General features: G+C 60.4%; 19 protein-coding genes. 3 read left to right on the top strand and 16 right to left on the bottom strand.

What is annotated here, in order from left to right; all coding sequences use genetic code 11:
- Positions 1 to 2: 2 nt before the first annotated feature.
- The 12 genes from nuoC to KI242_RS20070 form a co-directional block, all read right to left on the bottom strand.
- Entirely contained in the window at positions 3 to 1,784 is a 1,782-nt protein-coding gene (gene nuoC / locus KI242_RS20125) for an NADH-quinone oxidoreductase subunit C/D (RefSeq protein WP_011062187.1), read from the bottom strand.
- Positions 1,785 to 1,854: 70 nt separating this feature from the next.
- Positions 1,855 to 2,529: an NADH-quinone oxidoreductase subunit B gene (locus KI242_RS20120; RefSeq protein WP_011062186.1), complete on the bottom strand. Its 675-nt coding sequence runs from the start codon at positions 2,527 to 2,529 to the stop codon at positions 1,855 to 1,857.
- 10 nt (positions 2,530 to 2,539) lie between these two features.
- Entirely contained in the window at positions 2,540 to 2,953 is a 414-nt protein-coding gene (locus KI242_RS20115; protein ID WP_011062185.1) for an NADH-quinone oxidoreductase subunit A, read from the bottom strand.
- Positions 2,954 to 3,558: 605 nt separating this feature from the next.
- Positions 3,559 to 4,884, bottom strand: coding sequence for an isocitrate lyase (gene aceA, locus KI242_RS20110; protein WP_011062184.1), 1,326 nt, complete (start codon positions 4,882 to 4,884; stop codon positions 3,559 to 3,561).
- A 515-nt stretch (positions 4,885 to 5,399) separates the two neighbouring features.
- Entirely contained in the window at positions 5,400 to 6,155 is a 756-nt protein-coding gene (locus KI242_RS20105) for a secretin N-terminal domain-containing protein (RefSeq protein WP_011062183.1), read from the bottom strand.
- A 178-nt stretch (positions 6,156 to 6,333) separates the two neighbouring features.
- Positions 6,334 to 6,756: a GNAT family N-acetyltransferase gene (locus tag KI242_RS20100; RefSeq protein WP_041119052.1), complete on the bottom strand. Its 423-nt coding sequence runs from the start codon at positions 6,754 to 6,756 to the stop codon at positions 6,334 to 6,336.
- Complete coding sequence (locus KI242_RS20095; RefSeq protein ID WP_041119050.1) at positions 6,749 to 7,915, bottom strand: cupin domain-containing protein; 1,167 nt, start codon at positions 7,913 to 7,915, stop codon at positions 6,749 to 6,751. The genes KI242_RS20100 and KI242_RS20095 overlap by 8 nt, the downstream gene beginning before the upstream one ends.
- Before the next feature lie 83 nt (positions 7,916 to 7,998).
- Positions 7,999 to 9,369 (bottom strand): adenylosuccinate lyase, encoded by a 1,371-nt coding sequence (gene purB, locus KI242_RS20090; protein WP_019092906.1) that lies wholly within the window; start codon positions 9,367 to 9,369, stop codon positions 7,999 to 8,001.
- 119 nt (positions 9,370 to 9,488) lie between these two features.
- On the bottom strand, positions 9,489 to 10,112 hold the full coding sequence (gene hflD, locus KI242_RS20085; protein WP_011062179.1) for a high frequency lysogenization protein HflD: 624 nt from the start codon (positions 10,110 to 10,112) through the stop codon (positions 9,489 to 9,491).
- Positions 10,109 to 11,242, bottom strand: a complete 1,134-nt coding sequence (gene mnmA, locus KI242_RS20080; RefSeq protein ID WP_053159443.1) for a tRNA 2-thiouridine(34) synthase MnmA — start codon at positions 11,240 to 11,242, stop codon at positions 10,109 to 10,111. The genes hflD and mnmA overlap by 4 nt, the downstream gene beginning before the upstream one ends.
- Positions 11,243 to 11,313: 71 nt before the next feature.
- On the bottom strand, positions 11,314 to 11,760 hold the full coding sequence (locus tag KI242_RS20075; protein WP_053152686.1) for an NUDIX hydrolase: 447 nt from the start codon (positions 11,758 to 11,760) through the stop codon (positions 11,314 to 11,316).
- 147 nt (positions 11,761 to 11,907) lie between these two features.
- Positions 11,908 to 14,133: an NADP-dependent isocitrate dehydrogenase gene (locus KI242_RS20070; RefSeq protein WP_053159441.1), complete on the bottom strand. Its 2,226-nt coding sequence runs from the start codon at positions 14,131 to 14,133 to the stop codon at positions 11,908 to 11,910.
- Between the two features lie 504 nt (positions 14,134 to 14,637).
- Here KI242_RS20070 and icd point away from each other — a divergent pair.
- On the top strand, positions 14,638 to 15,894 hold the full coding sequence (gene icd / locus KI242_RS20065) for an NADP-dependent isocitrate dehydrogenase (protein ID WP_011062175.1): 1,257 nt from the start codon (positions 14,638 to 14,640) through the stop codon (positions 15,892 to 15,894).
- 79 nt (positions 15,895 to 15,973) lie between these two features.
- Here the strand turns inward: icd and cspD are convergent, their stop codons facing one another.
- Entirely contained in the window at positions 15,974 to 16,237 is a 264-nt protein-coding gene (cspD, locus tag KI242_RS20060) for a cold shock domain-containing protein CspD (RefSeq protein WP_019092905.1), read from the bottom strand.
- A gap of 218 nt (positions 16,238 to 16,455) precedes the next feature.
- Here cspD and clpS point away from each other — a divergent pair, with 218 nt between their 5' ends.
- Together clpS and clpA are read left to right on the top strand one after the other, a co-directional pair.
- Complete coding sequence (gene clpS, locus KI242_RS20055; protein ID WP_011062173.1) at positions 16,456 to 16,818, top strand: ATP-dependent Clp protease adapter ClpS; 363 nt, start codon at positions 16,456 to 16,458, stop codon at positions 16,816 to 16,818.
- A 29-nt stretch (positions 16,819 to 16,847) separates the two neighbouring features.
- Positions 16,848 to 19,118: an ATP-dependent Clp protease ATP-binding subunit ClpA gene (clpA, locus tag KI242_RS20050; RefSeq protein WP_011062172.1), complete on the top strand. Its 2,271-nt coding sequence runs from the start codon at positions 16,848 to 16,850 to the stop codon at positions 19,116 to 19,118.
- Between the two features lie 127 nt (positions 19,119 to 19,245).
- Here clpA and infA read toward each other — a convergent pair whose 3' ends face one another.
- The 3 genes from infA to aat form a co-directional block, all read right to left on the bottom strand.
- Positions 19,246 to 19,464 (bottom strand): translation initiation factor IF-1, encoded by a 219-nt coding sequence (infA, locus tag KI242_RS20045; RefSeq protein ID WP_002553999.1) that lies wholly within the window; start codon positions 19,462 to 19,464, stop codon positions 19,246 to 19,248.
- Between the two features lie 100 nt (positions 19,465 to 19,564).
- Entirely contained in the window at positions 19,565 to 20,272 is a 708-nt protein-coding gene (locus KI242_RS20040) for an arginyltransferase (protein WP_015636288.1), read from the bottom strand.
- Positions 20,273 to 20,330: 58 nt separating this feature from the next.
- Positions 20,331 to 21,011, bottom strand: coding sequence for a leucyl/phenylalanyl-tRNA--protein transferase (gene aat / locus KI242_RS20035; protein WP_015636287.1), 681 nt, complete (start codon positions 21,009 to 21,011; stop codon positions 20,331 to 20,333).
- Positions 21,012 to 21,066: the final 55 nt, after the last annotated feature.

Genomic DNA, 21,066 nt, shown 5'->3' with positions numbered 1-21,066 from the left:
GCTTAGCGGTCCACGTCGGCCATAACGAAGTCGATACTACCCAGGTACGCGATCAAGTCCGCGACCATGCTGCCGCGGATCACCGAAGGGATCTGCTGCAGGTGGGCGAAGCTTGGGGTACGGATCCGGGTGCGGTAGCTCATGGTGCCGCCATCGCTCGTCAGGTAATAACTGTTGATGCCCTTGGTCGCTTCGATCATCTGGAAGGATTCGTTGGCCGGCATCACCGGGCCCCACGAAACTTGCAGGAAGTGCGTGATCAAGGTTTCGATGTGCTGCAGGGTGCGCTCTTTGGGTGGCGGCGTGGTCAGCGGGTGATCCGCCTTGTACGGGCCTTCCGGCATGTTGCGCAGGCACTGGTCGATGATCTTGATGCTCTGGCGCATTTCCTCGACGCGAACCATGCAGCGGTCATAGGCGTCACCGTTGGCGGCCAGCGGGACTTCGAACTCGAAGTTCTCGTAGCCGGAGTACGGACGGGCCTTGCGCAGGTCGAAATCGCAACCGGTGGAGCGCAGGCCGGCACCGGTGACGCCCCACTCCAGGGCTTCCTTGGTGTTGTAGGCGGCAACGCCGATGGTCCGACCCTTGAGGATGCTGTTCTGCAGGGCAGCCTTGGTGTATTCGTCGAGGCGCTTGGGCAGCCATTCGACGAAGTCCTTGACTAGCTTTTCCCAGCCACGCGGCAGGTCGTGGGCGACGCCACCGATGCGGTACCAGGCCGGGTGCAGGCGGAAACCGGTGATGGCTTCGATCACGGTGTAGGCGCGCTGACGGTCGGTAAAGGTGAAGAACACCGGGGTCATGGCGCCGACGTCCTGGATGTAGGTACCCAGGAACAGCAGGTGGCTGGTGATCCGGAAGAACTCGGCCATCATGATGCGGATGACGTCGACCTTCTCCGGCACCTTGATGCCGGCCAGTTTCTCGACCGAAAGCACGTACGGCAGGTTGTTCATCACCCCGCCGAGGTAGTCGATACGGTCGGTGTAAGGGATGAAGCTGTGCCAGGACTGACGCTCGGCCATCTTCTCGGCACCACGGTGGTGGTAGCCGATGTCCGGTACGCAGTCGACGATCTCTTCGCCGTCCAGCTGCAGGATGATGCGGAAGGCACCGTGGGCCGAAGGGTGGTTCGGGCCCAGGTTGAGGAACATGTAGTCCTCGTTGGCACCGGAACGCTTCATGCCCCAGTCTTCCGGACGGAAGCGCGCGGCTTCTTCTTCCAGCTGCTGCTTGGCCAGGTTCAGGCTGAACGGGTCGAACTCGGTGGCGCGGGCCGGGAAGTCCTTGCGTAGCGGGTGACCTTCCCAGGTCGGCGGCATCATGATCCGCGAGAGGTGAGGGTGGCCGGCAAAGTCGATGCCGAACATGTCCCAGACTTCACGCTCGTACCAGTTGGCGTTAGGCCAGATACCGGTCACGGTGGGCAGGCTGAGGTCGCCTTCGGACAAGGCCACCTTGATCATCACGTCGCTGTTACGTTCGATCGACAGCAAGTGGTAGAACACGCTGAAGTCGGCACCTGGCAGGCCCTGGCGCTTGGTGCGCAGGCGCTCGTCCACGCCGTGCAGGTCATAGAGCATGACGTACGGCTTGGGCAGGTTGCGCAGGAAGGTCAGGACTTCAACGAGCTTGGAGCGGGTAACCCACAGCACCGGCATGCCGGTGCGGGTGGCTTGGGCGGTGAACGCCTCAGGGCCAAAACGGTTATTGAGTTCGACGACCACATCCTGGTCGTCAGCCTTATAAGGCGGGATGTACAGAGCACTGCCTGTAGTCATGGTTTTTTATCGCTTTCGGTCAACGTAAAGAGTGAAGCCAGGTTCGTTTCTTTGTAAGAACAGAACTGGATCAGACTTCGTCAGGGCTGCGCAGGTTGGTGACCTGTATACGCTGTTCGCGGCGCTGTTCCTTTTGCGACGGCATCTCGGCGCGATACACGCCTTGGTCGCCGACGACCCAGGAAAGTGGGCGACGCTCCTGGCCAATGGATTCCTGCAAGAGCATCAGGCCTTGCAGGAACGCTTCGGGGCGGGGCGGGCAGCCAGGTACGTAGACGTCCACGGGCAGGAACTTGTCCACCCCCTGGACTACCGAGTAGATGTCGTACATGCCGCCGGAGTTGGCGCACGAACCCATGGAGATAACCCATTTCGGCTCGAGCATTTGCTCATAGAGACGCTGGATGATTGGCGCCATCTTGATGAAGCAGGTCCCGGCGATAACCATGAAGTCCGCCTGACGCGGCGATGCCCGGATAACCTCGGCGCCAAAGCGCGCGATGTCGTGGGGCGCCGTGAAGGCGGTGGTCATTTCCACGTAGCAGCAGGACAGGCCGAAGTTGTACGGCCACAGGGAGTTCTTACGCCCCCAGTTGACCGCGCCGCTCAGCACGTCTTCGAGCTTGCCCATGAAGATGTTTTTGTGGACCTGATCCTCTAACGGATCGGAAACGGTTTCCCGTTCGCCGATCGGGTACTGATCGTTAGGAGCATCGGGGTCGATCCGGGTGAGATTGTATTGCATCGCCAAAGCCTCATTGTTTTAGCTTCGCCTGCCGCTTACGACGACCTTCCGGAGCCCAGTCAAGAGCCCCCACCCGCCAAAGGTAGACAAGACCTGCCAACAGAATTGCTATGAAAACGAGAGCTTCGACGAATCCGGTCCAGCCGCTTTCGCGGACGGACACAGACCAGGCAAAGAGAAAGAGGGCTTCGATATCGAAGATCACGAAGAGCATCGCGACCAGATAGAATTTGGCTGAGAGCCGCAAGCGGGCGCCACCGGTAGGTAGCATGCCGGACTCGAACGGTTCGTTTTTGCTGCGGCCCCAGGCTTTTGACCCGAGGAGGCTGGAGACGCCGAGCATGAAGGCGCAAAGGCCGACAACGCCCAGAAGGAAAATGGCAAAGCCCCAGTTGTGGGCCATGAGTCCTGTCGCTTCGGGCATGCTGGTAATCCTTAACAGAGAGCAAGAGTCTCTGAGCTTGATAAAGAAATAAAGCAGTGACGATATGTCGCAGCGCAATCAATCGCGCTGATTTTATGGCTAAACACCGGGCAAGTAAAATTTCTAAAGCGAAATTGTTTATCGTAATAAGGACATAGCTCACCCCGGTAGCCCCGTAAGCCGCGGCCTGCGGGCATTAGGGGAGGTTTTGTTAATTATGTTTTGTAGCTGCTGTAACGAAAGTTACAACCGCTAAATGATAATCAATATTGTTTAGAGGCTGTTTTAATCTGCTTTCCTTCGGGGAGTGGGAAAGTTGCTTGTTATATCCCTGTTACTGCAAGTAGCAGGGGCGCACCTTTTAACCTCTTTCGCCCTTGCTAACACCGCCCTGGATCAATGTTTGGCCAGCTTTTTTGCAGGGGCGGGCATGGCGAGGCTTTTGAGGAGGGCGCGCAGGGTAGAGGTTCGCCGGCAAGCCGGCTCCTACAGGAGGGGGGGGGGCAAAAAAAACGCCCCGAACCAGTCGGGGCGTCAGCTGTACAGCAATGCAGTTGTTTTTACCGGGTCTGCATTGGCCGCTCGATCAAGCCGTGAGGCCTAAATCAGTGGAACTGTTCTTCTTCGGTGGAGCCGGTCAGCGCGGTTACCGAGGACGAGCCACCCTGGATCACGGTGGTCATGTCGTCGAAGTAGCCGGTGCCCACTTCCTGCTGGTGAGCCACGAAGGTGTAGCCCTTGGCGGCGTCAGCGAACTCTTGCTCTTGCAGTTTCACGTAGGCGGTCATGTCGTTGCGGGCGTAGTCGTGCGCCAGGTTGAACATGCTGTGCCACATGTTGTGGATGCCGGCCAGGGTGATGAACTGGTGCTTGTAGCCCATGGCGGACAGTTCGCGCTGGAACTTGGCGATGGTCGCGTCGTCCAGGTTCTTCTTCCAGTTGAAGGAAGGCGAGCAGTTGTACGACAGGATCTGGTCCGGGTATTCCTTCTTGATCGCCTCGGCGAAGCGACGGGCTTCGTCCAGGTCCGGCTTGGCGGTTTCGCACCAGATCAGGTCGGCGTACGGAGCGTAAGCCAGGCCGCGGGCGATTGCCTGGTCCAGGCCGGCTTTCACTTTGTAGAAGCCTTCCTGGGTGCGGGTGCCAGTCACGAATGGCTGGTCGTATGGGTCGCAGTCGGAAGTCAGCAGGTCGGCAGCGTTGGCGTCGGTACGGGCCAGGATGATGGTCGGTACACCGGCAACGTCGGCTGCCAGACGGGCAGCGGTCAGCTTCTGTACGGCTTCCTGGGTTGGAACCAGAACCTTGCCGCCCATGTGCCCGCACTTCTTAACGGAAGCCAGCTGGTCTTCGAAGTGAACGCCGGCGGCGCCTGCTTCGATCATGCTCTTCATCAGCTCGTAGGCGTTCAGTACGCCGCCAAAACCGGCTTCAGCGTCGGCCACGATCGGTGCGAAGTAGTCGATGTAGCCGTCGTCGCCCGGGTTCTTGCCGGCTTTCCACTGGATCTGGTCGGCGCGACGGAACGAGTTGTTGATGCGCTTGACCACGGTTGGAACCGAGTCCACCGGGTACAGCGACTGGTCGGGGTACATGGATTCGGCGGAGTTGTTGTCCGCAGCCACTTGCCAGCCCGACAGGTAGATCGCCTGGATACCGGCTTTAACCTGTTGTACAGCCTGGCCGCCGGTCAGGGCGCCCATGCAGTTGACGAAATCTTTATCAGGACGGAAGGACGGCTTGGCACCTTGGGTGACCAGGTTCCAGAGCTTCTCGGCGCCCATGCGTGCCAGGGTGTGCTCGGGTTGAACCGAGCCACGCAGACGGACCACGTCGGCAGCGGAGTAGGTGCGAGTCACGCCTTTCCAGCGCGGGTTTTCAGCCCAGTCTTTTTCAAGGGCTGCAATTTGCTGTTCGCGTGTCAGTGCCATGGAGATAAACCTCGTCGCGTCTTGTGTAAAAAGTCGTTCTTGGTTGGAGAATTCCGGCTCCGCCGATCACGCGTCATAACGCTGCGTAAAAGGCTGCTCGCTGACCAGGAAGCTTATGGCGGTCAAGTCGGGTCTGGCGGGGATGGCGACGGGTGAACGATGGGCTCGAGGGGAAAGTGAGCAGGTGAAGGCGAGCTGCGGGGCGCATGCCGGCGTCGTGGGCCTTGGTGCGTTCCATCAGTGTGTTGCCGATCTACCTAATTACGCTTCCGTCCCTCGGGACAACTTCGTTCCAGTCGCAATCTCGTCAAACACACCTTGTGGGCGGTACAGACACGAATCGGCTCAGGTGGGTAGGTTAGAGCGGCGATCCGAAGGCCCTTGCCAGGGCCCCTGATTAGCGGGAGCGAGGCCATCATGCCCGCGGTTTTTTGGCTCGTCAAATGTTTTGTAGTGCTTTTTTTGCGGCACTACATCTTTGGTCTAATACGACTAATCAGTCAGTTTTTGGTGCTTTAGTCCAAGGCATCGACCTTGACCCGCAAGGTCATGTCGTCCCGGCCTTGAGTCGAGTAGCTGCGGCCCGGGCCCTGTTTATCGGCCTGGGTCTGGCGATTGACTCCGGCCAGGGTGATCCATTCGCCCAGGCGCCCGCTGACAGTTGTGTCGGTGCTTTGCACGTTCACTACATCGGGACGTTCCTGGCTCATGCGGTCACGGTTGGTGCTGATGCTCAGGTGCACGGTTTCACCGGTAACGCTGGCGGTGACATAGAAGCCCTGGGTGACGTTGCGGTACTGGGTCTGGTTCTGCAGGCGCCCGTAGGGGTCGGTCTGGGTGGTGGTCAACGGCACGCTCTGGCCGACCTGGATCAGCGCTGGCACGCCTTCGCTGGCCTGGATCTGCTGGATACCGCCGTCGCGGCTCTCGGTGCTGCGGTTGATGATCCGCGTCTGCGGTACGCCGTTGACCGAATAGCCCTGGTTGTCCTGCAGGTTGTTTTCGTTGGTGTCGACGGTGATCAGCAGGCGTTTGGCCGCGGTGTCCAGTTGGGCGATAAAGGCTCGCAGTTCGGCGATCTTGCCCGGCTCGGCGTTGACGATCAGCTGGTTGCCATAGGCGCTGACCTTGCCGTCCTTGCCGAGGAAGTTCTGCGCCACCGGCAGCAGGTCGGCACTGGTGCGGTTGTTGAGGGGCACGATCTCGGTGGCGGCCATGACCGAACAGCTGAAGGTCAGCAGCAGCGTCGTGAGCAGGGTGCGTAGGGACATATCCGTTATCTCCGCGAGTAGCTGGCGTAAAGCCTTGAGTTTGACACTTTGTCGGCTTTGGGTGGGGCAAGTTGAATCGCGCACGGCAAAACGCCCCGGCATCCTGGTCTCCAGCTTAGTTGCCGGAGGAGGGATGGCGGGGCGTTTTGGCTGGCCGTTGCCGCGAGCGGCGTGTCGGTCAGGCGCTGCGAACCATGTCGACGTGGGGAATGCCCGCTTCGAGGAACTCCTCGCTGACGATGGAGAAGCCCAGGCGCTCATAGAACGCCGTGGCCTGGACCTGGGCGCTGAGCATCTGCTGCTTCAGGCCGCGCTTTTCGGCTTCATCGATCACCGCGCGCATCAGCGCGTCGCCAACCTTCAGGCCGCGCCAGTCCTTGAGCACCGAAACCCGGCCCACATGGCCGTCGGGCAGCAGGCGCGCGGTGCCGATGGGGAAGTCGCCCTCGAAGGCCAGGAAGTGCACGGCGCTGTCGTCGTCGGCATCCCACTCCAGTTCGGGCGGCACCGATTGCTCGGCAATGAATACGGCTTCACGGATGCGCCGGATCTCGGCGTTGTCCTTTTGCCAGTCTGCGACACGTACGTGAATCTTATTCATCGGCAAACCCCAGGCTCCCTTGCTTGACCAGTTCACACAACAGGCCGCGCCCATCGTCATCCGCCAGCCACTGGCCGAGGTTGTCGATATGCAGGGCGTCGGCGGCGCAAATCATTTTCAGCAGTTCGCGCAGCTTACCGGGAAGCAGGCGGCTTTGGCCGCTGGCGAACAGTAGCAGGTCTTCATCCACTTCCGACCAGGCCAGGCGCGCGCTCGGGTTGCGGATCAGGATCGCGCCCTGTTCCAGGCTGCCCAGCAGGTCTTCTTCTTCCAGTTCGGGTCCGGTCACCAGTTCCGGGTAGCGTGGTTCGGTCATGAACTGGCCGAACCAGGTCAGCAGCAGGCGTTCATCGCTCATGTGCTCGGCCAGCAGGCCCTTGAGCCGGTCGAGGGCGTCCTGCTGGATCTGGTGCGGGTCGCTGGCCGGCTGCACGTCGGCGTCGGTGTAGCGGTCTTCGTCCGGCAGGAACTGGCCGAGGAAGTCGGTGAAGTGGGTCAGGACTTCGGCGGCGCTCGGGGCGCGGAAACCGACCGAATAGGTCATGCAATCGTTCACCGCAACGCCATAGTGGGCCAGGCGCGGTGGCAGATAGAGCATGTCGCCGGGCTCCAGGACCCAGCTTTCGGTTTCTTCGAATTCGGCGAGGATGCGCAGGTCTGCGTGCTGCAGCAGCGGGCTTTCGGAGTCGCACATCTGGCCGATCTTCCAGTTGCGCTTGCCGTGGCCTTGCAGCAGGAACACGTCGTAGTTGTCGAAGTGCGGGCCGACGTTACCGCCAGGTGCGGCGAAGCTGATCATCACGTCATCGATGCGCCAGCTCGGCAGGAAGCGGAAGTGCTCCAGCAACTCGGCGACTTCCGGAACGAACTGGTCCACGGCCTGGACCAGCAGGGTCCAGTCGCGTTCCGGCAGCTTGCTGAACTCGTCTTCGGCGAAGGGGCCGCGGCGCAGTTCCCATGGGCGCTCGCCGTTTTCGATCACCAGGCGCGATTCGACTTCTTCTTCCAGGGCCAGGCCGGCCAGTTCGTCAGGTTCGATCGGGCTTTCGAAGTCAGGCAGGGCCTGACGGATCAGCAGGGGTTTCTTCTGCCAGTAGTCACGCAGAAATTCCCGTGCAGTGATGCCGCCCAGAAGTTGAAGAGGAATATCAGGATTCATGTGTAACCTATTGAAAAAGTGTACTTTTCTAGCAGGAATAAAAACGCCCGGCGCGGCCGGGCGTCAAAAGGTCGAGCAATCGGTCAGATGCGCTTGGCCTGGGCTGCAGCATTACCGATGTAGCTGGCCGGGGTGAGCTGTTTCAGCTCGGCCTTGGCCGCGGCGGGCATGTCCAGCCCGTCGATGAAAGTCTGCAGCGCTTCTGGGCTGATGCCCTTGCCGCGCGTCAGTTCCTTGAGCTTTTCGTAGGGGTTTTCGATGTTGTAGCGGCGCATCACGGTCTGGATTGGCTCGGCCAGGACTTCCCAGCAGGCGTCCAGGTCTTCGGCGATTTTCTGGGCGTTGAGCTCCAGTTTGCTGATGCCTTTGAGGCTGGCCTCGTAGGCAATCACGCTGTGAGCAAAGCCCACGCCCAGGTTGCGCAGCACGGTGGAGTCAGTCAGGTCGCGCTGCCAGCGGGAGATCGGCAGTTTGCTTGCCAGGTGCTGGAACAGTGCGTTGGCGATGCCCAGGTTGCCTTCGGAGTTTTCGAAGTCGATCGGGTTGACCTTGTGCGGCATGGTCGAGGAACCGATTTCGCCGGCGATGGTGCGCTGCTTGAAGTAGCCCAGGGAGATGTAGCCCCAGATATCGCGATCGAAGTCGATCAGGATGGTGTTGAAGCGGGCGATGGCGTCGAACAGCTCGGCGATGTAGTCGTGCGGCTCGATCTGCGTGGTGTAGGGGTTGAAGGCCAGGCCCAGCTCGTCTTCGATGAAGGCGCGGGCGTTGGCTTCCCAGTCGATGTCCGGGTAGGCCGAGAGGTGGGCGTTGTAGTTGCCCACGGCGCCGTTGATCTTGCCCAGCAGCGGCACGGCAGCGACCTGGGCGATCTGGCGCTCCAGGCGGTACACGACGTTGGCCAGCTCCTTGCCCAGGGTGGTCGGCGAGGCCGGCTGGCCGTGGGTGCGCGACAGCATCGGCACTTCGGCGAAACGGATCGCCAGTTCGCGGATGGCGTTGGCGGTCTGGCGCATCAGCGGCAGCATCACTTCATCACGGCCTTCGCGCAGCATCAGGGCGTGGGACAGGTTGTTGATGTCCTCGCTGGTGCAGGCGAAGTGGATGAACTCGCTGACGTTGGCCAGTTCAGGCAACTTGGCAGCTTGCTCCTTGAGCAGGTACTCGATGGCCTTGACGTCGTGGTTGGTGGTGCGCTCGATCTCTTTGACGCGCTCGGCGTGCTCCAGGGAGAAGTTCTCCGCCAGGGCATTGAGGACAGCGTTGGCTTCGGCGGAGAACGCCGGCACTTCGCTGATGGCGCTGTGGGCGGCCAGGCGCTGGAGCCAGCGCACTTCAACGAGGACGCGAGCACGGATCAGGCCGTATTCGCTGAAAATGGGGCGCAGGGCCTGGGTTTTGCCGGCGTAGCGGCCGTCAACAGGGGAAACCGCAGTGAGCGAAGAGAGCTGCATGGGGTGTTCTCGGACAGTCGGGCAACGAAATGGGGCGCGTATCATACATGAAAATATCCGCCGGTCCGTTGCCAACTGACCAGCGTCTTACGCGCAGCTCTTGAAAAATCAGGCGCAGCTCAGCTGCTGCGCATCAACGGATAAAGCTCTTTGAGCAATTTGCGCCGGCTGATCACCAGTTGCCAGCGATGGCCGCCCAGCTGTCGCCACAGGCGTGCCGAGCGGATGCCGGCCAGCAGCAGGGCGCGGATCTTCGAGGCATTGCTGGGCTGCTGCAGGTTGCGCATGTCGCCGTGCACCTGAATGCGCTGGCGCAGGGTGCTCAGGGTGTCCTGGTACAGCCCGCCGCACGCGGCGATGACGTTTTCGTGGGCTGGACCGAAATGTTCTACCTGGGACTGGATCTGCGGCAGGCGTTTGCCGATGGTCTCCAGCAGGTCGTCGCGCTTGGCCAACTGGCGCTCCAGGCCGAGCATCGACAAAGCGTAGCGCAGTGGTTCGCGCTGCAGGGTGCTGGGGTCGCGCTCCAGGGCGCCGATCAGGGCCCGGTAACCCTCGCGCAGGTTGATGTCGTCGCCGCCGTAGACTTCCAGGGTGTCTTTCGGGTCGCGGATCAGCAGACTGCCGAGCATGCAGCTCAAGGCCGCTTCGCTGACCTGGCCGGTCTTGGCGATCCGGTCGACCAGCACGGCGGCCAGGAATACACCGCCCAGCGCCGTCAGTTGTTCCTGAATCGGGCTCATGGACGGGCGTCCTTGCTGCTCCAGGGTTCGGCCACTTCGATCACGCCGCCACCGAGGCAGATCTCGCCGTCGTAGAACACCACGGACTGGCCGGGAGTGACGGCGCGCTGTGGGTCGTCGAAGGTGGCGCGGTAGCCGTTGGCGGTCTTTTCCAGGGTGCAGGGCTGGTCGCTCTGGCGGTAGCGCACCTTGGCGGTCAGGCGTTGCGGCTGGCTCAGGTCGATGGGGTTGACCCAATAGATGTCGGAGGCCAGCAGGGCGCGGGAGAACAGCCAGGGGTGATCATTGCCCTGGCCCACGATCAGCTCGTTGTGCTCCAGGTCCTTGATCAGCACGTACCACGGCTCTTCGCCGGCGTCTTTCAGGCCGCCGATGCCCAGGCCCTGACGCTGGCCGATGGTGTGGTACATCAAGCCGTGATGGCGGCCGATGACTTCACCTTCGGTGGTCTTGATCTCGCCGGGCTGGGCCGGCAGGTATTGCTTGAGGAAGTCGCTGAAGCGCCGCTCACCGATAAAGCAGATGCCGGTGGAGTCTTTCTTCTTCGCCGTGGCCAGGTCGTGTTTTTCGGCAATGGCGCGCACTTCGGGCTTTTCCAGCTCGCCTACCGGGAACAGGGTCTTGGCGATCTGCTCGCCGCCAACGGCGTGGAGGAAGTAGCTCTGGTCCTTGTTCGGGTCCAGGCCCTTGAGCAGTTCGGTGCGGCCGTCGATGTCGCGGCGGCGCACATAGTGGCCGGTGGCGATCAGGTCGGCGCCGAGCATCATGGCGTAGTCGAGGAAGGCCTTGAACTTGATTTCGCGGTTGCAGAGGATATCCGGGTTCGGCGTGCGGCCGGCCTTGTATTCGGCCAGGAAGTGCTCGAACACGTTGTCCCAGTATTCGGCGGCGAAGTTGGCGGTGTGCAGCTTGATGCCAATCTTGTCGCACACGGCCTGGGCGTCGGCCAGGTCGTCCATGGCGGTGCAGTATTCGGTTCCGTCGTCTTCCTCCCAGTTCTTCATGAACAGGCCTTCCACCTGGTAACCCTGCTCCATCAGCAGGAGGGCGGAAACGGAAGAATCCACGCCGCCGGACATGCCGACAATGACGCGCTTCTTTTGGTTATCAGAAGGGGCTGGATCACGCATAGGAATTCAACGGGTGTCTTGAAAAAGGACGCGATTCTAACAGGCTGAGGCCTGCAAGGCTAAAACTGCGGTTAAAGCATTGGTCGGATCAGTGCCAGGCTGTGCAACTGGCCATCCAGGTAATCGTCCAGGCACTGCAGGATCAGCTCGCTGCGCCAGTTGGCCCGTTGCTCCAGCAGTTGCTCGCGGCTCAGCCAGCGCGGGCCGATGATGCCGTCATCCAACTGATAGTCCGGATGATGGCGCAGTGGCTTGGCGGCAAAGCACACGCGCTGGTAGGTCACGCCGTTGCTGGGGGCGGTGTAGAGGTAGATGCCGACCACGCCGGTCAACTCCACATCCCAGCCGGTTTCCTCCAGGGTTTCGCGTACGGCCGCCTGGAGCAGGCTTTCATTGGCATCCAGGTGCCCGGCGGGCTGGTTGAGCACGGCTTGTTCGCCCTGGTATTCCTCGACGAACAGGAAGCTGCCCTGGTCCTCGACGATGGTGGCGACAGTAATATGCGGTTGCCATTCCATAAAGGCACTCCTTTATAAAGGGTGGGCATTGTAGGAGCCGGCTTGCCGGCGAAGCGAGCGCTGTCTGTTTCGCCGACAGGCCGGTTGCTGCGGGCGCCAGAAGCACAAACCCCGGCGCGGGGCCGGGGTTTGTGTGTTCGCTCGTGCTTACACCAGCGCAGCGATGGCCGCGTTGAGGGTGGCGCTCGGGCGCATGGCCTTGCTCACCAGCTCGGGGTTGGCGCTGTAGTAGCCACCGATGTCCACGGGCTTGCCCTGGACGGCGTTGAGCTCGGCGACGATGGTCGCTTCGTTCTCGGTCAGGGTCTTGGCCAGGGTGTTGAACTGCGCTTGCAGGGCAGCGTCCTCGGTCTGGGCGGCCAGGGCTTGAGCCCAGTACAGCGCCAGGTAGAAGTGGCTGCCGCGGTTGTCGATGTTGCCGACTTTGCGCGATGGCGACTTGTTGTTGTCGAGGAACTGGCCGGTCGCCTGGTCCAGGGTCTTGGCCAGCACTAGGGCTTTCGGGTTGTTGTAGGTGTTGCCCAGGTGCTCCAGGGAGGCTGCCAGGGCCAGGAACTCACCCAGGGAGTCCCAGCGCAGGAAGTTCTCTTCCAGCAGCTGCTGTACGTGCTTGGGAGCCGAGCCGCCGGCGCCGGTTTCGAACAGGCCGCCACCGTTCATCAGCGGCACGATCGACAGCATCTTGGCGCTGGTGCCCAGTTCCATGATCGGGAACAGGTCGGTCAGGTAGTCGCGCAGTACGTTGCCGGTCACCGAGATGGTGTCCTTGCCGTCGCGGGTGCGGGCCAGGGTGAACTTCATGGCTTCAACCGGGGACATGATGCGGATGTCCAGGTCGCTGGTGTCGTGATCCTTCAGGTAGGCCTGAACTTTCTCGATCATCACGCCGTCGTGGGCACGCATCGGGTCCAGCCAGAAAATGGCCGGGGTGCTGCTGGCACGAGCACGGTTGACCGCCAGTTTGACCCAGTCCTGGATCGGCGCGTCTTTGGTCTGGCACATGCGGAAGATGTCGCCGGCTTCGACTTTCTGCTCCAGCAGCAGGCTGCCTTTGCTGTCAGTGACGCGAACCACGCCGTCAGCCTTGATTTCGAAAGTCTTGTCGTGGGAACCGTATTCTTCGGCTTTTTTCGCCATCAGGCCAACGTTCGGCACGCTGCCCATGGTGGTCGGATCGAACGCGCCATTGGCTTTGCAGTCTTCGATCACGGCCTGGTAGATGGTGGCGTAGCAACGGTCCGGGATCACGGCCTTGGTGTCGTGCAGCTGGCCGTCGGTGCCCCACATCTTGCCGGAGTCACGGATCATGGCAGGCATCGAGGCGTCGACGATCACGTCGCTCGGCACGTGCAGGTTGGTGATGCCTTTGTCGGAGTTGACCATGGCCAGGGCAGGGCGGGCTGCGTAGACGGCCTGGATGTCGGCTTCGATGGCGGCTTGCTGATCGGCAGGCAACGCCTTGATGCGGGCGTACAGGTCGCCGATGCCGTTGTTCAGGTTGAAGCCGATTTCCTGCAGCACGGTGGCGTGCTTGCTCAGGGCATCCTGATAGAACTCGGCAACGATCTGGCCGAACATGATCGGGTCGGAGACCTTCATCATGGTGGCCTTGAGGTGTACCGAGAGCAGTACGCCTTGCTTCTTGGCGTCTTCGATTTCAGCGGCGATGAAGGCGCGCAAGGCCTTTTTGCTCATTACGGCGCAGTCGAGGATCTCGCCGGCTTGCACGGCGGTCTTTTCCTTCAGGACGGTGGCAGTGCCGTCCAGGGCGATCAGTTCGATCTTGACGCTGTCGGCTGCTTCGATCAGGGCCGCTTTTTCGCTGCCGTAGAAGTCGCCGTTGCTCATGTGGGCAACGTGGGACTTGGAGTCCTTGGCCCAGGCGCCCATCTTGTGCGGGTGCTTGCGCGCATAGTTTTTTACCGACAGCGGAGCGCGGCGGTCGGAGTTGCCTTCACGCAGGACCGGGTTCACGGCGCTGCCCTTGACCTTGTCGTAACGCGCCTTGGCGTCTTTGTCGGCGTCGCAGGTCACGGTTTCTGGGTAGTCCGGCAGCGCATAGCCCTGGGCCTGCAGCTCCTTGATCGCGGCTTGCAGTTGCGGGACCGAGGCGCTGATGTTCGGCAGCTTGATGATGTTGGCTTCTGGGGTGACCGCCAGCTCGCCCAGTTCGGCAAGGTGGTCCGGCACCGCTTTGGTACCCAACTGCTCAGGGAAGCTGGCGAGGATGCGGCCGGCCAGGGAGATGTCGCGGGTTTCCACGGCGATATCAGCCGAAGCGGTGAAGGCTTCTACGATAGGCAGCAGGGAATAGGTGGCGAGGGCCGGGGCTTCGTCGGTGAAGGTGTAGATGATCTTCGAGCGGGTGGGCATATTCGGATTAACTCTCTTCTTTGCTAAAGCGTGCGCAGAAACTCGAGGTGCGCCGGGTAAGCGCTTTCGTTCAAAGGTCATCCATGAGCCGAATGTCGAGGTTTCTTCGCGGTGATGTTGGGTGCATCAGTCGAGCGTCAAGCGGGTGGGCTGCGGTAACAACCCGGCTTTGGGCGGCCATTCTCGGCTTGTTTTGTCGGTAGCAGAGCGTTCGGCCGTCGTGACTCTGTGGTCAGCGGCGGCATTATACATAGGTAGCTAGCAAAACGCCGATGCTTCATAGGCGCCCGTTCTCGTCCATTGGTCTAAAGGTCGCAGGCAGGGTGCAGGCGTAGAGTCGCTCGGGGTGCTTTACTTTGGCACTTTTCCCTTTGCTTTCAGGCTTGTAGGCCGCGAACTGTGCAGCTTTCACGGCATATGGGTGGAACATGAGGTTCCCGTCCAGATTCAACTGGGGTACGCTCGAACGCAGCCAGATGTTCAATCCACACAACGGAGTTCAGCATGGGATACAAGAAGATTCAGGTTCCAGCAGTCGGCGACAAAATCACCGTCAACGCAGACCATTCTCTCAATGTTCCTAACAACCCGATTATTCCTTTCATCGAAGGCGACGGTATTGGTGTTGATATCAGCCCGGTCATGATCAAGGTTGTCGATGCTGCGGTTAAGAAGGCTTACGGCGGCGAACGCAAGATTTCCTGGATGGAAGTGTATGCCGGGGAAAAAGCGACTCAAGTGTACGACCAGGACACCTGGCTTCCTCAGGAAACCCTGGACGCAGTGAAGGATTACGTGGTTTCCATCAAGGGCCCGCTGACCACTCCGGTCGGTGGTGGCATCCGTTCCCTGAACGTGGCCCTGCGTCAGCAACTCGATCTTTATGTATGCCTGCGCCCTGTGCGCTGGTTCGAAGGCGTGCCCAGCCCGGTGAAGAAGCCGGGTGACGTGGACATGACCATCTTCCGTGAAAACTCCGAAGACATTTACGCCGGCATCGAGTGGAAAGCCGGCTCGGCAGAAGCCACCAAGGTCATCAAGTTCCTCAAGGAGGAAATGGGTGTCACCAAGATCCGTTTCGACGAAAACTGCGGCATCGGCGTCAAGCCGGTTTCCCTGCAGGGCACCAAGCGTCTGGCGCGCAAGGCGCTGCAATATGTAGTGGATAACGACCGCGACTCGCTGACCATCGTGCACAAAGGCAACATCATGAAGTTCACCGAAGGTGCCTTCAAGGAATGGGCCTACGAAGTGGCGGCCGAAGAGTTCGGCGCGACCCTGCTGGACGGCGGTCCCTGGATGCAGTTCAAGAACCCGAAAACCGGCAAGAACGTCATCGTCAAGGATGCCATCGCCGACGCCATGCTCCAGCAGATCCTGCTGCGCCCGGCCGAATACGATGTGATCGCGACCCTCAACCTCAACGGCGACTACCTGTCCGACGCCCTGGCGGCGGAAGTGGGCGGCATCGGCATTGCACCAGGCGCCAACCTGTCCGATACCGTGGCCATGTTCGAAGCCACCCACGGTACCGCGCCCAAGTATGCCGGCAAGGACCAGGTCAACCCGGGTTCGCTGATCCTCTCCGCAGAGATGATGCTGCGCCACATGGGCTGGACCGAAGCAGCCGACCTGATCATCAAGGGCACCAATGGCGCAATCTCGGCCAAGACCGTGACCTATGACTTCGAACGCCTGATGGACGGTGCAACCCTGCTGTCTTCCTCGGCCTTCGGCGATGCGCTGATCTCGCACATGTAAGCTGTACGACGCCCAAAGCAAACCGGCCGACTCAATCCCTTGAGTCGGCCGGTTTTTTCATGACTGGATGTTGGTTGGATCAGCTCAGGGCACTTTCGGGCTGGGCCTCGGCAGTGACGATTTCGCCGGGCACCTTCAACGCGCTGATTTTGATCGCATGCAGGCCCTTGGGCCCTTGGATGATTTCGAAGCTCACAGCCTGTCCGGCTTTCAAGGTCTTGTAGCCATCCATATCGATGGCCGAGTAATGGGCAAACAGATCGTCAGTCTTGCCCTCCTCATTAATAAAGCCATAACCCTTGGCGTTGTTGAACCACTTGACCTTACCGCTAGCCATACTCATATCCCTCTGCAACAGACTCCATCACTGGAGTATCATCCAGTTCATCCGCCGCCAAGCTTGGTAAAAAGGTTGACGCCGCGGACGTTTATTACCCAATGTGGGCCCTATTGGTTGTAACACCGTTTTGCCGATAGTCAAGTTGACCCGGCGGTCGGAGTTGAAATCCTTCCAGGGCGCCCCCACCACTGTATTTGCACAACTGACGAACCTTTCTTTCCATGCATGCAATCAGCCAGATTCGACTAACATTCAATCAGGATCGCCCGGACTTGCACGACGACGATTCCGCTGGCTTGGCAGTACAGGAGGCTAAGCCTGCTCTCCAGGCGCCGCCGATGTACAAGGTGGTTTTGTTCAACGATGACTACACGCCGATGGATTTCGTCGTCGAAGTGCTCGAGATGTTTTTTAACCTGAATCGCGAGCTGGCGACCAAGGTCATGCTGGCCGTCCATACCGAAGGGCGGGCAGTGTGTGGATTGTTTACCCGCGACATCGCCGAGACCAAGGCCATGCAGGTCAACCAGTACGCCCGGGAAAGCCAGCATCCGCTACTCTGTGAAATCGAGAAGGACGGTTAACGCCGACCACTTGGGTATGAGGTGAAGCTATGTTAAACCGCGAGCTCGAAGTCACCCTCAATCTCGCCTTCAAGGAGGCCCGTTCGAAGCGTCATGAGTTCATGACCGTCGAGCATCTCCTGTTGGCTCTTTTGGATAATGAGGCCGCCGCCACCGTTTTACGTGCCTGCGGAGCAAACCTCGACAAACTCAAGCACGACCTGCAGGAGTTCATCGACTCCACAACGCCGCTGATTCCCGTGCACGATGAGGATCGCGAAACTCAGCCAACCCTGGGTTTCCAGCGTGTATTGCAACGTGCTGTCTTTCACGTACAGAGCTCGGGCAAGCGTGAAGTCACCGGTGCCAATGTGCTGGTGGCAATCTTCAGTGAGCAAGAGAGCCAGGCGGTGTTCCTGCTGAAACAGCAGAGCGTTGCCCGTATCGACGTGGTCAACTACATCGCCCATGGCATCTCCAAGGTGCCCGGGCATGGCGATCATTCTGAAGGTGAACAGGATATGCAGGACGAAGAGGGTGGTGAGTCGTCTTCTTCGGGCAATCCTCTGGATGCCTATGCCAGCAACCTCAATGAGTTGGCCCGTCAGGGCCGCATTGATCCGTTGGTAGGGCGCGAGCAGGAAGTCGAGCGCGTAGCGCAGATCCTGGCGCGCCGGCGCAAGAACAACCCGCTGCTGGTGGGTGAGGCAGGCGTGGGCAAGACCGCGATTGCCGAGGGCCTGGCCAAGCGCATCGTCGACAATCAAGTGCCGGACCTGCTGGTCAACAGCGTCGTCTACTCGCTGGATCTCGGGGCGTTGCTGGCCGGTACCAAATACCGCGGCGATTTCGAGAAGCGCTTCAAGGCGCTGCTGGGCGAACTGAAAAAACGCCCTCAGGCGATCCTGTTCATCGACGAAATCCACACCATCATCGGTGCCGGTGCGGCCTCCGGTGGGGTGATGGACGCCTCGAACCTGCTCAAGCCGCTGCTGTCCTCGGGTGATATCCGTTGCATCGGCTCGACTACCTTCCAGGAGTTCCGTGGCATTTTCGAGAAGGACCGGGCCTTGGCGCGGCGCTTCCAGAAAGTCGATGTGTCCGAGCCCTCGGTTGAAGACACCATTGGCATCCTGCGCGGCCTCAAGGGGCGTTTCGAGCAGCATCACAGTATCGAATACAGTGATGAAGCCCTGCGTGCCGCTGCAGAATTGGCCTCTCGCTATATCAATGACCGGCATATGCCGGACAAGGCCATCGACGTCATCGACGAGGCAGGGGCCTATCAGCGCCTGCAGCCGGCGGAGAAGCGCGTGAAGCGCATCGAAGTGGCCCAGGTCGAAGACATCGTGGCGAAAATCGCGCGGATTCCACCAAAACACGTCACCAGTTCCGATAAAGAGCTGCTGCGCAATCTCGAGCGCGATCTCAAGCTGACGGTGTTTGGTCAGGATGCGGCGATCGATTCGCTGTCCACCGCGATCAAGCTGTCCCGTGCAGGCCTGAAATCGCCGGACAAACCGGTCGGTTCCTTCCTGTTCGCCGGTCCTACCGGTGTCGGCAAGACCGAAGCGGCGCGGCAGTTGGCCAAGGCCATGGGGATCGAGCTGGTACGCTTCGACATGTCCGAGTACATGGAGCGGCACACCGTCTCGCGCTTGATTGGTGCGCCTCCCGGCTATGTCGGTTTCGACCAGGGTGGCTTGCTGACCGAGGCCATCACCAAGCAGCCGCATTGCGTATTGCTGCTCGATGAAATCGAGAAGGCCCACCCGGAAGTCTTCAACCTGCTGCTGCAGGTGATGGACCACGGGACCCTGACCGACAACAACGGGCGCAAGGCGGATTTCCGCAATGTGATCGTCATCATGACCACCAACGCCGGTGCTGAAACTGCGGCGCGAGCCTCCATCGGCTTCACGCATCAGGATCACTCTTCCGATGCCATGGAAGTGATCAAGAAGAGCTTCACGCCGGAGTTCCGCAACCGTCTGGACACTATTATCCAGTTCGGTCGCCTGAGCCACGAAGTGATCAAGAGCGTGGTGGACAAGTTCCTTACCGAGCTTCAGGCGCAGCTGGAAGACAAGCGCGTGCAGCTGGAAGTGACCGATGCCGCTCGCAGCTGGCTGGCCGCCGGTGGTTACGACGTGACCATGGGCGCCCGTCCGATGGCGCGCTTGATCCAGGACAAGATCAAGCGTCCCCTGGCCGAGGAGATCCTGTTTGGCGAGTTGTCCGACCATGGCGGTGTGGTCCACATCGACATCAAGGATGGCGAGCTGACCTTCGATTTCGAGACCACGGCGGAAATGGCTTGATCGCCGCATAACACAGCAGTACAGCCAAAGGCACCGGGAGGTGCCTTTGTGCTATCTGGCGTTTGAAACGTTTTTTTGCAGACGAACAAAAACGCCCGGCATAACCGGGCGTCTTGTATTGACTTGCTTAGCGAGCGCGGTAAGTGATGCGCCCTTTGCTCAAGTCATAGGGCGTCAGCTCGACGCGCACTTTGTCACCGGTAAGAATACGAATGTAGTTCTTGCGCATCTTGCCGGAAATATGCGCGGTTACGACGTGCCCATTTTCCAACTCCACACGAAACATGGTGTTGGGCAGGGTGTCGACGACAGTGCCTTCCATTTCGAAGCTGTCTTCTTTCGACATGCAGTAAAGCCCTCGGTGTCCAATGAATGGCCCGGTGCAACTGCGCCAGGCAAAAGCGGCGTGCATTGTGCCCGAAAAGTGGGGTTTAAGCCAAGACCTTCTAGTTGAGGATCACCCATCTCTGGTTAACCAGCAGCTCTATGGGGCGATATTGGGTCTTGTAGTTCATCTTTTTGCAGTTCTTGATCCAGTAGCCGAGGTACACCGCATCCAGCCCCAGGCGCAGGGTTTCGCCGATTTGCCAAAGGATCGCAAAGCGCCCGAGGCTGCGGCGCTCTTCGTCGGGTTCATAGAAGGTGTAGACCGCTGACAGGCCATTGGGCAGCAGGTCTGTGACCGCCACGGCCAGCAGGCGGCCGTCCAGGCGGAACTCGTAGAAGCGCGAGAAGGGCAGGTCTCGAACCAGAAAGGTCGAGAACTGGTCGCGGCTTGGGGGGAACATGTCGCCATCGGCGTGGCGTTGCTCGATGTAGCGCTGGTAGAGGTCGAAATACTCTTCGCTGAAGCAGGGTTTGGCCGCGTGTACGGTCAGGTCGCTGTTGCGTTTGAGAATGCGCTTTTGCTGGCGGCTGGGCAGGAACTGTGTAGCAGGAATGCGCGCCGGCACGCAGGCGTTGCAGTTCTGGCAGTGGGGGCGATACAGATGATCGCCGCTGCGCCGAAAGCCCATTTCCGACAGATCCGCGTAGACATGCACGTCCATGGGCTGGCTGGGATCGAGGAACAGAGTGGTCGCCTGTTCGTCGGGCAGGTAGCTGCAAGAGTGGGGTTGGGTGGCATAGAACTTCAGGCGCGCCAACTCGGTCATGAGTCAACCCTCGGAATAAGCTTTGCAATTAAGTGTAAGCCACCCCCGGCAAACCCGCCTAGGAAACCCATATGGCGCGGCTCGGCAGGTCCAGGTGGTGTTTCAGGTAATTCGCGAACTCTGGCCGGGAAATGGATCGGGCGCCGAGGCTGTGCAGGTGTTCGGTGGGCATCTGGCAGTCGATCAGCACAAATCCCCACGCCTTCAAGCGTTCCACCAGAGTGGCAAAGCCGAATTTCGAGGCATTGTCGGCGCGGCTGAACATCGACTCGCCGAAAAACAGCTGCCCCATGGCCAGTCCATACAAGCCGCCCACCAGCACTCCCTGATCCCAGACTTCCACCGAATGGGCGTAGCCGCGTTGATGCAGTTGCAGGTAGGCGCGTTGCATCGCTTCGCTGATCCAGGTGCCGTCGGCATAGGCGCGAGGCGCTGCACAGGCGCTGATGACTGCGGCAAAGTCCTGATCGAAGGTCACCTGATAGCGTTGTTTGCGCAACAGTTTGCCCAGGCTGCGGGAGACATGCAGTTCGTCCGGGAATAACACCGTGCGCGGATCGGGGGACCACCAGAGAATCGGCTGGCCTTCGGAAAACCAGGGAAAGCAGCCGTGACGATAGGCCTGGATCAGGCGGTCGGCAGACAAGTCTCCGCCCGCGGCCAGCAAGCCATTGGGCTCGCGCATGGCCTTTTCCAGCGGCGGGAAGTCGAGTGTGTTGCGTTGTAACCAGGTCAGCATGGCATCCAGACTTACGGCAGGGGAGGGCGGTGGCGGGCCGATGATGGCCCGCCAC

Source organism: Pseudomonas sp. Eqa60, assembly GCF_018326405.1.
Lineage (GTDB): Bacteria > Pseudomonadota > Gammaproteobacteria > Pseudomonadales > Pseudomonadaceae > Aquipseudomonas > Aquipseudomonas protegens.
Note: the sequence above shows the minus strand (reverse complement) of the source record. Positions and strands in the feature narration are given on the sequence as shown.